The organism is Kribbella sp. NPDC002412 (assembly GCF_053592935.1).
The window spans coordinates 46,532-60,458 of the sequence record NZ_JBSFBL010000051.1; the positions used below are offsets into that span (position 1 = coordinate 46,532).

13 protein-coding genes are annotated in these 13,927 nt (G+C 68.9%); 2 read left to right on the top strand and 11 right to left on the bottom strand.

From position 1 onward, the window contains the following. Positions 1 to 16: 16 nt before the first annotated feature. The 8 genes from ACWCOV_RS32400 to ACWCOV_RS32435 form a co-directional block, all read right to left on the bottom strand. A complete protein-coding gene (locus ACWCOV_RS32400) occupies positions 17 to 1,171 on the bottom strand; it encodes an MFS transporter (protein WP_449833144.1) in 1,155 nt (384 codons plus the stop codon). Positions 1,172 to 1,290: 119 nt separating this feature from the next. After that, positions 1,291 to 2,106 carry a Rossmann-like domain-containing protein gene (locus ACWCOV_RS32405; protein ID WP_449833145.1) on the bottom strand — a complete coding sequence of 272 codons (816 nt, stop codon included), beginning with the start codon at positions 2,104 to 2,106 and terminating at the stop codon, positions 1,291 to 1,293. Beyond that, positions 2,103 to 2,858, bottom strand: a complete 756-nt coding sequence (locus ACWCOV_RS32410) for a phytanoyl-CoA dioxygenase family protein (RefSeq protein WP_449833146.1) — start codon at positions 2,856 to 2,858, stop codon at positions 2,103 to 2,105. Before ACWCOV_RS32410 ends, ACWCOV_RS32405 begins: the two co-directional genes overlap by 4 nt. A gap of 9 nt (positions 2,859 to 2,867) precedes the next feature. Further along, complete coding sequence (locus tag ACWCOV_RS32415) at positions 2,868 to 3,914, bottom strand: pyridoxal-phosphate dependent enzyme (protein ID WP_449833147.1); 1,047 nt, start codon at positions 3,912 to 3,914, stop codon at positions 2,868 to 2,870. Next, positions 3,911 to 5,494 carry an ABC transporter ATP-binding protein gene (locus ACWCOV_RS32420; RefSeq protein ID WP_449833148.1) on the bottom strand — a complete coding sequence of 528 codons (1,584 nt, stop codon included), beginning with the start codon at positions 5,492 to 5,494 and terminating at the stop codon, positions 3,911 to 3,913. Before ACWCOV_RS32420 ends, ACWCOV_RS32415 begins: the two co-directional genes overlap by 4 nt. Then, positions 5,491 to 6,297 carry an ABC transporter permease gene (locus ACWCOV_RS32425; RefSeq protein WP_449833149.1) on the bottom strand — a complete coding sequence of 269 codons (807 nt, stop codon included), beginning with the start codon at positions 6,295 to 6,297 and terminating at the stop codon, positions 5,491 to 5,493. The genes ACWCOV_RS32420 and ACWCOV_RS32425 overlap by 4 nt, the downstream gene beginning before the upstream one ends. Continuing rightward, positions 6,294 to 7,232 (bottom strand): ABC transporter permease, encoded by a 939-nt coding sequence (locus ACWCOV_RS32430; RefSeq protein ID WP_449833150.1) that lies wholly within the window; start codon positions 7,230 to 7,232, stop codon positions 6,294 to 6,296. Before ACWCOV_RS32430 ends, ACWCOV_RS32425 begins: the two co-directional genes overlap by 4 nt. Then, the gene (locus tag ACWCOV_RS32435; protein ID WP_449833151.1) at positions 7,233 to 8,765 is read right to left on the bottom strand and encodes an ABC transporter substrate-binding protein; all 1,533 of its coding nucleotides are present in this window, start codon (positions 8,763 to 8,765) and stop codon (positions 7,233 to 7,235) included. It lies immediately after the preceding gene. A gap of 292 nt (positions 8,766 to 9,057) precedes the next feature. Here ACWCOV_RS32435 and ACWCOV_RS32440 point away from each other — a divergent pair, with 292 nt between their 5' ends. After that, positions 9,058 to 10,029, top strand: a complete 972-nt coding sequence (locus ACWCOV_RS32440; protein ID WP_449833152.1) for a hypothetical protein — start codon at positions 9,058 to 9,060, stop codon at positions 10,027 to 10,029. A 51-nt stretch (positions 10,030 to 10,080) separates the two neighbouring features. On the opposite strand, the gene ACWCOV_RS32445 is transcribed toward ACWCOV_RS32440, so the two are convergent. Beyond that, the gene (locus ACWCOV_RS32445) at positions 10,081 to 10,644 is read right to left on the bottom strand and encodes an NADPH-dependent FMN reductase (RefSeq protein WP_449833153.1); all 564 of its coding nucleotides are present in this window, start codon (positions 10,642 to 10,644) and stop codon (positions 10,081 to 10,083) included. Between the two features lie 378 nt (positions 10,645 to 11,022). Further along, positions 11,023 to 11,151 (bottom strand): hypothetical protein, encoded by a 129-nt coding sequence (locus ACWCOV_RS32450; RefSeq protein WP_449833154.1) that lies wholly within the window; start codon positions 11,149 to 11,151, stop codon positions 11,023 to 11,025. Between the two features lie 294 nt (positions 11,152 to 11,445). On the opposite strand from ACWCOV_RS32450, the gene ACWCOV_RS32455 reads away from it, so the two are divergent. After that, on the top strand, positions 11,446 to 11,931 hold the full coding sequence (locus ACWCOV_RS32455; protein ID WP_449833155.1) for a MarR family winged helix-turn-helix transcriptional regulator: 486 nt from the start codon (positions 11,446 to 11,448) through the stop codon (positions 11,929 to 11,931). A gap of 671 nt (positions 11,932 to 12,602) precedes the next feature. On the opposite strand, the gene ACWCOV_RS32460 is transcribed toward ACWCOV_RS32455, so the two are convergent. Further along, entirely contained in the window at positions 12,603 to 13,316 is a 714-nt protein-coding gene (locus ACWCOV_RS32460) for a copper resistance D family protein (RefSeq protein ID WP_449833156.1), read from the bottom strand. Positions 13,317 to 13,927: the final 611 nt, after the last annotated feature.

Consider the following 13,927-nt stretch of genomic DNA (forward strand, 5'->3'; position numbering starts at 1 on the left):
CCGAACGATAACTCGCTCAGCGTCGCACCCGCAGCGCAAATCCGAGCGCGATCAGGGTGATCGACGCGAAAGTCAGGGCAGTGCCCGGGTATCCACCGAGCCCGAGGCCCAGGCCGCCGAGAGCGGCGCCGAGGAAGGTGCCGAGGCTCATGCCGGCCGCGTTGACGCTGAGCGCCGAACCACGCAGGTCGCCACTGCGGCGGACCAGCAAGGTGGTGACGCAGGCGGCGACCGTCGCGTGGCTCGCGCCCATCAGCGCGGTGAGCAGCAGGGTCAGCGGGAGGCTCGGTGAGAAGTAGAAGGCGGAGACGCTGGTCAGGGCGACGGCGAGACCGACCAGGAGCATCTTCTCGGGGCCGATCCAGGGGCGTTCGAGGGCGATGTAGCGGCCGGCCAGCAGGTTGCCGAGAAAGAACGACGCGCCGCTCAGCGACCACACCAGCGCGAACCATCCCGGCGCGAGGTCGAACTTCTCGTCGTAGAACGCTGCGAGGTAGGCGAGGTAGCCCATGAAGGCGGCTGTCCGCAGCATCGCGATCACGAGCAGTGGCAGCGCGCCGGGAATCCGGGCCAGCTCGCGGTAGGTCGCGAGGTAGCTCATCCGCTGACCGGTCCTGAGTGGAGCCTTTCGGCCACGGCCACGCCAGAAGAACGCCGCCGACAACGCCAGCGAGACGACTGCCGCGGCAAGCAGGTTGCCACGCCAGCCCCACAGCATTCCTGGTACGGCGAGAACCGGGGCCGCCAGCATCGCCGTCGCCGACGTGGTCGCGGACACCAGCGTCGCCGCCCGTCCGGCCGCCGCCGGGGTCTTGAACCGGTCGGCCGCGGCGGCGCCGATCGACGGCGCCAGGATCGACGTCGACGCACCGATCAACAGGCAGAACGCGGCCAGCGCGAACACGTTGCCCACAGCACCCAACGCCGCCGAGATCCCCAGCAAGGCCAGCCCACCGGCAGCCACCAACTCCCGCGCCATCCGGTCGATCAACGGCGCCAACGAGAACCCCACCACCAACGCCGCCAGACCACCGAGCCCCCGCAGCCCACCGATCTCAGCCACATTCCCGCCCGCCGCCGCGGCAATAGGCACCAGATACATCCCGAACACCGTGAACGGAATCAAGCTCACCGCCGAAGCCACCAAAAACGGCCACAACCGCCGAGCCATCCACCAATCCCCCGGCACCTCCGCGCCCGCGCCACGCGCATCCACGGAGGTGGAGGATGAAGAGGAGCCGGCCTGCAGTGCGACTGTCGGGGCAGGAGCCGGGTTTGGGGTGCTGCTGCTCATGTGTCCGTCCTGGGGTAGCGGTAGAGGCTGCTCGGGCGGGAGCTGAACTGGGAGAAGGGGAAGGGCTCGGCGGAGAGGGCTGTGACGCCGGAGCCGAGGAAGGACCGGATCACGGCGCTTCCGGTCTGAGCATAGACCGCCAGCGGCTTCTCTTGCTGACGGCAACGATCAAGGAGGACGTCGAAAGTCCCGTTGGACAAGGTCATCCCGGTCGCCACGACAGCATCGGCAGCGTCGATTACCGCCGTCATGTCGCGGGAAACCGGCAACCCGGACGCGGTCTCACGAAGGTTGAAGTCACAGGGCAAACAGACCCCACCCCGCGCGGTGATGGCGTCGACCAGGGGATTCACCACCCCGATCAGCGCAACCTTGGTGCCCTCGGCAACATCCAGCAGCCCGGCGACCGCCGCATCCCGGGCCCGCGCCCGCACATCCGGCGTACCAGCGGGAAGCACGATCTCCTCAGCATCCGCCGACACGTGATGCGGCTCGACCGCTGCCAGATAGGCATCCAGCGCCGCGATCCGCACCGGCAGCGCAACACCCTCCGACGACAGCAACTCCGCGACAGTCAACCCCGAAGTATCAGCGCAGTACGACGGATCCAGCTCCCCCGCCTCGAACGAGCAAGCACCGAAGACCTCGCCGACCCGCAGCAACACGTAGTAGTTCCGATAGGTGACATCGGCCCCCGGCAGCCGAGTGGTGTGGTGCAGCCAGAAAGCGGACGTGACGGACAACTCGGCAGGAGGCACGCCAAGCGAACCGGCAAGTACGTCGGAGGTCAGGGCAGCCACGGAAGCGGTCATGGCAGATCGGCCAGCCTTTCGGGGTCGTAGGTCAGGGCGGACAACTCTGGACGACCCGCGGGCTGGAAGCAGTACAGCAGCGAGCGGCGATCGGACGCGGTCCGGTTCGGCGCCGAGCGGTGCACCATCAGCCCGGGGAACATGAGGACCGACCCGGCCGGCGCCTCCACCGTCACCGCGCGGGACGCGTCGACGACCAGTGGATCCACCAGCAGACCGGTCGGGTCCTGCGGGTCCCGGCGTACCGGGCCTTCCGCGGGACTGCCCGGAATCAACGTCATCGCACCGTTGGCCACGGTGTTGTCGTCGAGCATCAAGATCGCGGTCGCGATGTCGTACGCCGCCGTACCGGCGCACCCGTACCAGTACGGGAAGTCCTGGTGCCACGCGAACTCCGACCCGACCCCGGCCCGCTTGAAGTTGAGCTTGGCCACGAACCGCCCGGCCGGTGCACCGATCAGCGACGACATCGGCTCGGTCAGCCGCGGCTCGTCCCACAACGCATCCAGCGCCGGATGCAGCTGCGACACCGGCGACAGGCTGCGAACCGCCTTGCCCGTCAGCCCCGGCTCCCAGTGGATCGTTGTCCCGTGCACCTTCTCCAGCCGGTGCCCGTCCGGCCAGACCGTCACCTCGGTCTCCCCGGCCTCGGCTGCCGCGACGACGTCCGCGTGCACCTGCTCGACCACATCCCGCAGCCGGTCCACTTCCGTTGCCGTGAACAACTCCCGCAAGACCACATACCCCGTCACATACCCAGCTTAATGCGACGGGGTCGCAGATGGGAACTCTTCGCGCCGGAGCAGCGCCGACTCCCGCCGGTCCCAGGACATCGCCGACCACGGCACCGCCAGCTCCTCCAGCGAGGCGATCTCCCGCGGCCGCATCGACGCCATCGGCCGCGCCTCGGCATGACGGGCAAAAGCGGACTCGACGTACCGGGTGCCCGTGTCGGCGGCGAGGAAGACATGCTTGCGGCCGCTGTCGCAGTTGTGTTCCCACAGCGCCGACAGGTACGCCGCTCCCGCCGACAGTCCCGCGAAGACACCAGACGTCCGGAGCAGGTCCACAGCCGCCGACATCGCGTAGTCGAACGAGACCCAGTGCAGCCGGTCGTACAGCTCGTGCCGCACGTTCCGGAACTCGATCGAGCTGCCGATCCCGGCGATGATCATCTCCGGGTCCTGGGTGTGCCCGGCCCCGAACGTGATGCTGCCGAACGGCTGCACCCCGACCAGGTTCACGTCCCGGCCGCGGTTGCGCAGGTACTCCGCGATCGCGCCGGTCGACGCCCCGGTCCCGACGCCGCCGACCAGGCAGAGCGGCCCGTCCGGCACGAGGTCGTTCACCAGGTCGGCGACCGCGCCGTACCCGAGGTAGTGGATGTCGTCGTGGTACTGCTGCATCCAGTGGTACGTCGGGTTCTCGCGCAGGATCTCGCCGATCCGCCGGACCCGCAGGTTCTGGTCGAGCTGCAGGTTGTTCGACGACGGCACCTGCTCGACGGTCGCGCCGAGGATCTCGAGCTGGATCTTCAGCGTCCGGTCGACCGTGGTGGAGCCGACGATGTGGCACCGCATCCCGTACCGGTGGCAGGCCAGCGCCAGCGCGTGCGCGTAGATCCCGCTCGAGCTGTCGATCAGGGTGTCGCCGGGCCGGACCGCGCCGGTCTCCAGCAGGTGGCGTACGGCGCCGAGCGCGGAGTACACCTTCATCGTCTCGAACCGCAGGCAGATCAGGTCGTCGCCGACCCGGATCGGGTCCGGGTCCTTGATCGCCTCCGCCAGGTGGTCGTGCAGTCGCGTCATCGGCGCGATTCGCTCCTCATGTCGGGGGTCGGCACGGGCGGAGAATCGGGGCGCCCGAGCCCGGCGGCGCTCACCAGCCGCCGGGTCAGCTCGGACGTGGGGTCGGACATCACGGTCGCCGGCGGGCCTTCCTCGACGACGCGGCCGGCGTCGATCACGAGCACGTGGTCGGACACCGCCGCGACCACGCCGAGGTCGTGGCCGATCCAGACCAGCGCGGTGCCGCGGTCCTTCAACTCGTTCAGGAGCTCGACGACGAGCGTCGTACCTCGGTCGTCGAGGGCCGTGGTGATCTCGTCGCAGATCAGTACGTCGGGGTGCGCGAGGACGGCACGGGCGAGTGCGGCGCGTTGGAGCTCGCCGCCTGACAATCGGCTCGGGGGCCGTGCCGCGGTGATCGCCGAGACGCCTAGGCGGGCCAGGGTCTCTATTGCTTCGGTGTGGGCTTCTTTGGCTGGCAGTCCGCGGAGGCGTTGGGCGGTCCGGGCGACTTGCTGGTCGACGGTACGGCGTTCGTCGAACGAGCCGCGGACTTCCTGCCAGACGTACTGGACGCGGCGGTTCTGCTCGAGTGATCGCTTCCGGAGGACGGGGAGGTCTTCGCCGTCCAGGAGGATCTGGCCGGTGTGGCGTTCGTGGAGGCCGGCCAGGGTGCGGGCGAGCGTGGTCTTGCCGCTGCCGGATCGTCCGACCACGCCGACGCATTGGCCCGGGCGCACGGCGAGGTCGACGTCGTGCAGGATCGGGTCCCGGCCACGGGGTTTGAGTGATGCCGTCAGGCTTGTTGCCTGGAGCAATGGCTTGCCGGGGCTGGGGGTGCTTGGCCGCGGGAGCTCCAGCTTCGCGGACAGCACCTCGGGGCCGCCGGAGTCGACGACCTGGCCGGCGGACAGTACGACGACCTGCTTGGCGAGCGCGCGGACGAGGTCGAGGTCGTGGCTGAGCAGCAGGATCCCGAACCCGCTCGCCGCCAGCTCTTCCAGCTCGTTGACCAACTGCTGCCGGGTGATCGAGTCGAGCCCGGTGCTGGGCTCGTCCAGCACGAGCACCTTGGGCCGGCACGTCAACGCCTGAGCCAACGCAACCCGCTGCCGCTGCCCACCCGAAAACTGATGCGGAAACCGCCGCAAGGTCTCCCTGTCGTCCGGCAACTGAGCCGCCCGCAACGCCTCCCGGACAACCCCTTCCCCCGGATGATGCAACCCCTCCAACTCCCGCAACGTCGCCCCCACCCGCCGCGCCGGATTAAGCGCACTCCCCGGATGCTGAGGCATGTACGCCACCACCCGCCCCCGCACCCCGGATGCCGCCGCCGTAGGCCCGTCGCCGTCAACAACCAACTGCCCATCCACCTCAACGGACCCCGACAGCTGCACCCCACTGGTGTGCTCACCAAGCAACGCAAGCGCAGACGTCGTCTTCCCAGACCCCGAGGCCCCGACAAGAGCCGTCACCCGCCCCGCCCAAACCTCAAACGACACCCCATCAACAAGAATCGCCGACCCAGCAGTCGCCTCAAGCCCAGCAACCCGGACAAGCCCCCGCCCTGCGGGCGGGGTCTGGAACAAGCGCGGGCTCATGTGGCCAACTCCGCGAGGCGGCGGGTGTGGTGGACCAGGCGGTCGGCTAGGAGGTTGAAGCCTAGGGTGAAGGAGACCAGTAGGAATGCTGGGGCCAGGACTGACCAGGGTTGTAGGAGGAGGCCTTCTCGGTTGCGGGAGATGCTGACGGCCCAGTCGGGGGCGGTGGGGCTCAGGCCTAGGCCCAGGAAGTTGACTGACGCGACCAGGAAGACGGCGAGGGTGATGCGGGTGCCGATGTCGGCGGCGACCGGGCCGAGGACTGCGCGGCCGACGTACCCGAACTGAATGCCGACCCAGCTCTCGCGCTGCATCCGGAGCGCCTCGACGACCGGGCTGCTCGCCGCGTCCAGCGCCGCCGCCCGCACCAGCCGCGCGACGGTCGGAACGTTGACCATGGCAACAGCCAGCGTGATCGCGAACGCCGACGCCCGCCACCCGACTGCGACCACGCTGATCACCAGCAACGACGGCAACGGCAGCAGTACGTCGAGCGGCCGGATCAACGCCTCATCCAACCAACGATGCCGAGTCGAGGCCGCGACGAGCCCAATCAAGCCCCCGACCAGATAGGCAATCGCCACAGCACCAAATGCCATCCCAAGCGCCGTCCGCCCACCGCTCAGCACCAACTGCAGAACGTCCCGCCCAAGCCCGTCCGTGCCCAACACACCCTGCGAGTCATACGGCAGCCCAGGCGTCGCCCGCACGTCGATGAACGGCCCGAACACGGCCACGACGAGCGGCGCGACAACAAGCGCCGCCGACACCCCCAACGGCAATCGCGCAGCAAGCCGCCTCATCGCAGCAACTCCGTGCGCGGCACCAACCGGTTGCACACCAAGTCGGCGCCAAGGTTGATCACCAACGCCGCCACCGCCAGCACCAGCGTCAACCCTTGCACCACCGGCACATCCCGCGTCTCAACCCCATCCACAAGTGCCGTAGCAAACCCAGGGATCGCGAAGATCGCCTCCACCACCAAAACCCCACCCAGCAAGGTGTCCCCGGTCCGCGCCAACTCCTGCACCCCAGGCACAGCCGCGTTCGGCAACACATGCCGCAACAACAACCGCCGCCGCGGCACCCCGAGCCGCCGAGCCTGTACGACGTACTCCGCCTGCAGAGCCGTGATCGTGCCGGCCCGCACCTGCCGCGACAGCAGACAAACCGTCCGCCCAAGCAGCACAGCGACAGGCAGCACCAGCAACACCGGACTCGCCAGCAGATCGCCGCCGATCCACGTGGCCGGCAACCAGCCGAGTTTGAGCGAGAACACCGCCACCAACAGCACCGCGATCACGAAGTCCGGGATCGCGCTCAAGGCCAGGGTCACCGACGTGATCGCCCGATCCAGCCGCCCGTTCTCCCGCGTCCCCATCACGATGCCCAAGGCAACGGCCAGCGGGACCACTACGGCCAGCGTCGCCAACGTCAGCACCAACGTCGCCCCGACTGAAGCCTTGACGATGTCGATCACCGGCCCGCCACTGATCAGCGACGTACCCAGATCACCCGTCAGCACGTTGCCGAACCAGTGCGTGAACCGCTCGACCGCGGGCTGATCCAGCCCCAGCTGCGCCCGCATCCGATCGACCTGCTCAGGCGTCAGCGTCTCGGTGAACCGCATCTCGGCCGCGTCACCCGGAAGCAACGCGGTGAGGACGAAGACGAGAACGGACAGTACGGCGAGCTGGACGACGGCGAGCGCAGCACGGTGCGCGGCGTACGACCGCATTCAGGCCAGCCACACCTTGTCGAACCGGCCGAAGTCCAGGGTGTTCGGCGGCACCGCGTCGACACCCTGCACCTTGGACGACACCGCGACCAGGTAGTCCGGCAGGCCCCAGGCCAGGATGCCGCCCTCGTCCCGGAGCGTCTTCTGCAGTACGCCGTACTTCGCCGACCTGGCCGCCTCGTCGGTCAGCACCTGCGCGGCGGCGAACTCTGCGTCGAACCCCGGCCGGCGCCAGTGCGTGACGTTGAACGGCGACTTCGTCAGCAACCGGTCGGTGATGTACTGCGGGATCGGCATCGCACCGGACCGGTGACAGCCGATCACGCCCTTGGTCAGCAGATCCTTGGTGTAGGTCAACGGGCTGCCGGTGATGACCTTGAGCTTGACCCCGGCCTCGGCGACCTGCTCGGCGAACAGCGTGGCCGCCTCGACGAACCCGGCCGACGCGTCGGCGGTGAAGATCTCGACCTCCTTGTTCGCCAGACCGGCCTTTTTCAGCAGCGCCTTCGCCTGCTCGACGTCACGCTCCCGCTGCGGCAGACCGTCGGGATAGTACTGGTAGCCCTTGCCGAACAGGTCGTTGCCGACGGCACCACGACCGGCCAGCACCACGTCGACGAGCCGTTGCCGGTCGGCGAGCAGCTTGAACGCCAGCCGGACGTCCGGGTTGTCGAACGGCGGCTGGTCGCACTTCATCACGAACGCCTGCATGGTGCTGGCCTTCGCGGCGACAATGCGGACCGTCTTGCCGGCTTCCGCCGTACGCGCGAAGGTCGCGGTCATGTCGTTCGCGTACTCGGCCTGTCCACCCTGTACGGCGTTCGCGCGGGCCTCGGAGTCGGCCGAGAGGATGTGCAGCTCCTCGATCCGGGCCGGGTCCTCCCAGTAGTCGCCGTACCGGCTGGCAACCATCGACCGGCCGGCCTCGAAGGAGACGAAGCGGAACGGGCCGGTGCCGACCGGCTTGGTGGGATCGGTGAAGCCGTCGCGGACGATCTGGGTGCCGATTCCGGCCAGCAGGGCAGGGAATTCGGCGTTCGGCGCGGAGAGTGTCAGCTCGACGGTTCGCGGGTCGATCGCCTTCGAGCGACGCAGATCCACGGTGGCCAGCGACGACTGGGCGACGCGTTCGGGCGCCTTCGGGTCGGCGATCCGGGCCAGGTTGTAGAGGACGTCCTCGCTGGTGAGCTTGTTGCCGTCGTGGAAGGTCGCGTCCCGGAGCGTGAACCGCCAGGTCGTCGCCTGCTTGTCGCTCTCCCACTTCTCCGCCAGCCGCGGCACCGGCTTCAGGTCGGGGCCGAGCTCGACCAGCTTGTCGTACATCGCCTTGTGCCGGGCGATGTCGACGAACAGGCTCTGGACGTGGGGGTCGAGCACCTCCTTGGCGCCGCCACCCGCGTACACGGCCCGCAGCCGACCACCCTGCGTGGGCTGGGCCGCTGCCTGGCCGTCGGATCCACACCCGGTCAGTGCCGCCAGACCCAGTCCACCGGCCACCCCCAGGAACGCTCGTCTGTTCAGTCGGTCGGACATGCGCGTTTCCTTCACGGTAGAGGTCCGGCGACGCCCCACGGTCACCCGCCGCCGGTCATGCATCCTGCCGATAATGAAAATCGTTGTCAAATTCAGCGCGCATCCGAACGAGACGCCTTCATTCTTTCCGCCGCAGTCACCCCCTGCTCTTCGTAACGGCGTGTCACCGCCCCCTATCTCCGAGTACCGGGAGTCACCACCGGCTCGCGGCTCCGAGCCCTGCCTGTCGCGCCGCGATCGAGCTGGGTGACCGTGATGCGCCTGAGCACCGCGGCGCCGGTATCGTCGGCGCATGCCGCTCCGTCGACGCATCGAGTCGATCTCGGTCGCGGTCGCCGGCAACCGCGCCACCTGGGCAGCTGCGGGTGTGAGCAGGCACGGCGTGATCTTGCGGCAGATCTACGACTCGGGACGGCCTTCGGGCACGGCACTCTTGTTCACCCGCGACCAGTGGGCGACGTTCCTCGACGAGGTGACCCACGGACGCCCGAGCGACAACGGCGCCGTGGTGGTGCGCCACGGCGAGGAGGTCCACCGCTTTCCCCACGGCGGCGAGTACGTCAGCCACTGGCATCTCGAGGGCGTCGAGACCGGCGGCACGCTGCACTTCCACGCCGACGACTGGGATGCTTTTCGACGCGCCGCGGCGGCCGGCGAACTCGACGTACCTACCGGACGTGCGCGAACGCGCGACCCTTGGCCGGCGGTCACGATGCCGCTCGGCCTGTTTTTGTTGACCGCCGGTCTGCTCGCTTGGCCGTTAGCCGGCGGCAGGTGGGCCGCGCTCGGAGCTGGGGCGGCGGGCGCGGTCGTAGCAACCGGCCTCTATCGGCGACTCGTCTCACAGGGTTGGCCGCGGGAGGTCGACGCTGTCGAGCAACGGTATGGCGACCGTCTCTGGGACAAGCTGTACTTCCTGGTGCCGGAGGCGGCCGCACTGCTCGGCGTCGGCGTACCCGCACTGGCAGGCGTTGCAGTAGGCCTCGCGGCCGGCGACTGGCGCTGGACGGTGACCGGACTTGTCATCGGTACGGCGTTGCCCGCCCTGGTGGTCATCATCGCGCTCGGCCTCGACTCCGAGAGCTTGTCCGCCGGCCACCTGCTGCTCGGTGGCCTCCTGCTGATCGGCGGCGTACCGACAGTCCTGCTCGGCTGGATGTGGTCAGCAGACATCCGCTGGCTACTGATCGGCGGCGCCACCATCACTGCCCTAACCATCCTGCAGCTACTCGCCGCCGCATCCTCAACACTCCGGGGCGACTGAGCTTCCCCACGGGGTTCCGGCCGCTGCCGGGATGGCAGCGGCCGGAGGGTTTCAGGCGGCGGTCCGTACCGTGGCGAGTGCGTTGCTCCAGCTGACGACCTGGTCGAGCATCGCGTGTACCGCGGGCTCCTGGTACGCGGCCGGCGTGAACTCGCTGTACTCCTTGAAGTCCGTGGCCAGCGACAGCGTGACCTGGTTGCGTACGTCGGCGACCTTCAGCTCACCCATCACCAGCCGCAGGTGCTCGACCGCGCGGGCACCGCCAACCGCCCCGTAGCTGACGAACCCAGCCGCCTTGTCGTTCCACTCCTTGAACAGGAAGTCGATCGCGTTCTTCAGCGCGCCGGACGTGGAGTGGTTGTACTCCGGCGTGACGAACACGAACCCATCGAAGCTGTCGATCGTCTCGGCCCAGGCCAGCGTGTGCGGCTGCGTGTACTGCCCCATCGACGGCGGAATCGCCTCGTCCAGGTGCGGCAGCTTGTAGTCCGCGATGTCGACCAACTCGAACTCGGCGTCACCGCGCTGCTTGGCGATATCCAGCACCCAGCGAGCCACAGCCTCGCCGTTCCGACCCGGACGAGTGCTGCCGAGGATGATCGCGATCTTGGGCATAACAGTTCCTTAGAAGGGAGGAGCCCGCAGACTCTTTGATGATGCGTCACCAAAATATCTCATCGAGATGACACGTCAACCCACCGAGACAAGAACCACAACCCAATGGACACCGCTCCGCGGCGGCTGTCCTCTTGCCGCCTTCGGCGGTGTGCGCGAGCCGCGTGAGACGCCGACCAGGTCGGCGCCGGGCACCCCGTGGCAACTCATCCAGCGGACACCGGTTCGCGGCGGCCATCCTGTCGGCCGCCTCCGGCGCCACGCGCAACTGCGGTCCGGCGCTGGCCGTGTGGCGCAGGCCACCGGATAGGACGCACAGCGGACACCGCTGCGCGGCGGCAGTCTTGTTGCCGCCTTCGGCGGTGTGCGCAGACTGCATCAGCCACCAGCCACGTTGGCGCCGAGTGCCCAGTGGCAGCTCATCGAGCGGACACCGCTTCGGGCGACCATCCAGTCGGCCGCCTCCGGCGGCGCGGGGATCGTGTCCGGGGTTGGCGGGTTCGGCACCCGGCACCGCTTTGAGCGGCGGCGCTCTTGGATACGGCGCCTTCGGACAGAGCCCTGCTTCGCACCGGTGGTTCGGCTGCACCCTTGGTGGTGTGCGCGGCTGTGGTCAACGGCGACCGGGTTGGCGCTGCGCCCCAGGCCGCACGACGGTCAGCGCTGTGCGGCGGCTCCCTAGGCAGTCATCCGTGAACGCAATCCGCCGCCCACCGGCCGAAGTGGCCGCCGGACAGCCACCGCTGCGGTGTCATTTCGCGTACTCGGTGATATGTCAACAGAAGTCCGTATGATGGTTGAATGACGGATTCGCGGTGGCTGGATGCGCGGGAGGCGCGGCTTTGGCAGTCGTACCGTGACGCGTACCGCGAGTTGATGCGTGCGCTGGAGACCCGGCTGATCAGCAACTCGGGCCTGTCCGGTGCGGACTACGCGCTGCTGCATCCGTTGTCCGTCGCGGAAGACGGCGTACTGCGGACCCGCGACCTCGGCAAGTCAGTCGGCTGGGAGCGGAGCCGGCTGTCGCACCAGGTCAGCCGCATGGAGAAGCGCGGCCTGGTCTGCCGCGAGGAATGCGTCTCCGACGCGCGCGGCTCGATGGTCCGCCTGACGGACGTCGGCCGAAAAGCCATCGAGGCGGCCGCACCGGATCACGTCGACGCGGTCCGCACGTACTTCTTCGACCAACTGAGCCACGAGGAGCAGGATCAGCTAACGGCCGTCTTCGAGCGCATCGTCGGCACCATCCCGGCCGACCCCTGCGCCACCTCAGACTGCGACGAGTAGCCGACGGCAACAGGTCCGCCGCCCGACACAGCCCGCGCGCACCACCGAACGTGGCTGACAGACGGCCGCCGCGAACTGCGTCTTGAGCGACCCCGCAGCTACCCAGGACCCGCCAACCTGGCCTGTCCGAGACACAGTCGCACACCGCCGAAGGCGGCCGACAGGACAGCCGCCGTAGCGGTGTCCCATCGGTCGACCGAATACCCCAGGGGTCTGGCGCCAACTCCGCCGAGGCTCGGCACAGTCCGCGCCTACCGCCGAGGGCGCAACCAGGCAGCAGCCGCGCACCGGTGGCCTTCGCTTACCGGCTCCACAGGAGCCCGGCGCCAACACGCGTCCGAGCGTGAAACGGGTTCCGCGCGCCGCGAAGGCGGGCAGCAAGACGGCCACCGACCCACGCCGTACGGCGGAGCTCGCCGCGAAGCGGTCCATTCACGGACTTACCAGGACCCGGCGCCAACACGGTCGGCGCGTGACACAGTCGGCGCGCGCCGCCGAAGGCGGCCAACAAGACCGCCGCCGCGAAGCGGCGTCCTTGGAGCGACCCACAGCTATCCAGGGCCCGGCGCCAATACGGTCGGCAACTGACACAGTCCGCGCGCCGCCGAAGGCGGCCGACAGGACCGCCGCCGTGGAGCGGTGTCCACTGGGGGCGCGGTCGTGTCGGGTGGTTATGGGGTGCGGGATAGGGCTACTGCTAGGCCTACGGTTGCGGCCATGATGAGGAGTTCCACCAGGGCCAGGCGGCGGAAGGCGGTTGGGTTTCCGGTGGCTAGGTCGGGGAGGGTGGTGCGGCGGTGCCACCAGCCGACGGTGACGAGGATGGCGAAGGCGATGGCTTTGGCGAAGACCAGGGCGCCGTAGCCGGTGGTTACCCATTGGGTGAGCAGGGCCCAGCCGTCTTCGCGGCCGCCTAGGTGGATTTCGGCGGTTAGGAGGCCGGTGATTCCCATGGTGATCGCGCAGATCAGGGCGAGGCGGCTGAAGCGTTCGACTGCGGTTCGCTCGCGGGCATAGCGCAGTACGCCGCCTAGGCCGCCGATCCACGCGGTTGCCGCGAAGACGTGGACGACCAGGGAGCTGGTCGCGAGGAGTGACCAGAAGCTGGTGCGCTCGATGGCGCCGTGGCCGGTGAGCAGCGGTGGAATGAGGGCGAGCGCGGTCAGGAGCAGCGCGAAGCGGGCGCCTCGGGTTGTCCGGCAGCCGCTGAGGATCACGGCGAGGATTGCCGTCAGTACGACGGTCACGGCAAGCGCCCGGACTTGGTCGAGCTCGCCTGCCGCCGACGCGTGGTCGGGTAGATGGGACAGGGGGATGCCGAGGATCACCGCCGCGGAGGTGATCAGGCCGCCGATGCTCGCGACCGCCCAGACGCCCGCTGCCACGGCTGCGTCCTGGCAGGCCCGCAACGCCTGCGGACCGAGCTGGCGGTTGCCGTTGCGATTCGGCCCGCGGTCGCGTGTGTTCCTAGCCTCCGGCTCACCGTCGCTCGGCTGACTGGCTTGCGGGCCACGGTCGCTCGGCTGACTGGCTTGCTGCTCACGGTCGTGCGTCTGACTAGACGCCTGCGCCTGGCCGTGCGAGCCGCCCGGCGGGGGCTGATGTTCAGCCTGACCGAGCTTGTCATCGGTTACGGACTGCCCGTCGGTGGTCGGGACCCCGTCGGTTGCCGACCCGTCGGCTGCTGAGCTTCCGGCGAAGCCAGCTCCTCGAGCCGCGATTGCCGGCCCGCCGGTGGCCGGCTTTCCGTCTGTGGCCGAGCCGCTAGCCGCCATGCCTCCGGCGGTTGCCGACGTGTTGGCTGCTGAGTTTCCGTCAGTTGGTGGTTGGCCGGTTGCCGGCATGCCGTCAGTTGCTGGCCCGTTGGCGGATGGCGTCGTGTTGGTTGCCGAGAGCAACAGGGTGGCGGTCAGCAGGGCGCCGCCTGTGGCGATTGCGGCGCCCGGACATCATCGCGAACCTGACCGTGCCCGAGACCCTCGACCACCTTGCCGAC

Coding starts and splice junctions, on each gene's coding strand:
- ACWCOV_RS32400 (WP_449833144.1), bottom strand. CDS start 1,171: ATGGCTCGGCGGTTGTGGCCGTTTTTGGTGGCTTCGGCGGTGAGCTTG.
- ACWCOV_RS32405 (WP_449833145.1), bottom strand. CDS start 2,106: ATGACCGCTTCCGTGGCTGCCCTGACCTCCGACGTACTTGCCGGTTCG.
- ACWCOV_RS32415 (WP_449833147.1), bottom strand. CDS start 3,914: ATGACGCGACTGCACGACCACCTGGCGGAGGCGATCAAGGACCCGGAC.
- ACWCOV_RS32420 (WP_449833148.1), bottom strand. CDS start 5,494: ATGAGCCCGCGCTTGTTCCAGACCCCGCCCGCAGGGCGGGGGCTTGTC.
- ACWCOV_RS32425 (WP_449833149.1), bottom strand. CDS start 6,297: ATGAGGCGGCTTGCTGCGCGATTGCCGTTGGGGGTGTCGGCGGCGCTT.
- ACWCOV_RS32430 (WP_449833150.1), bottom strand. CDS start 7,232: ATGCGGTCGTACGCCGCGCACCGTGCTGCGCTCGCCGTCGTCCAGCTC.
- ACWCOV_RS32435 (WP_449833151.1), bottom strand. CDS start 8,765: ATGTCCGACCGACTGAACAGACGAGCGTTCCTGGGGGTGGCCGGTGGA.
- ACWCOV_RS32440 (WP_449833152.1), top strand. CDS start 9,058: ATGCCGCTCCGTCGACGCATCGAGTCGATCTCGGTCGCGGTCGCCGGC.
- ACWCOV_RS32445 (WP_449833153.1), bottom strand. CDS start 10,644: ATGCCCAAGATCGCGATCATCCTCGGCAGCACTCGTCCGGGTCGGAAC.
- ACWCOV_RS32455 (WP_449833155.1), top strand. CDS start 11,446: ATGACGGATTCGCGGTGGCTGGATGCGCGGGAGGCGCGGCTTTGGCAG.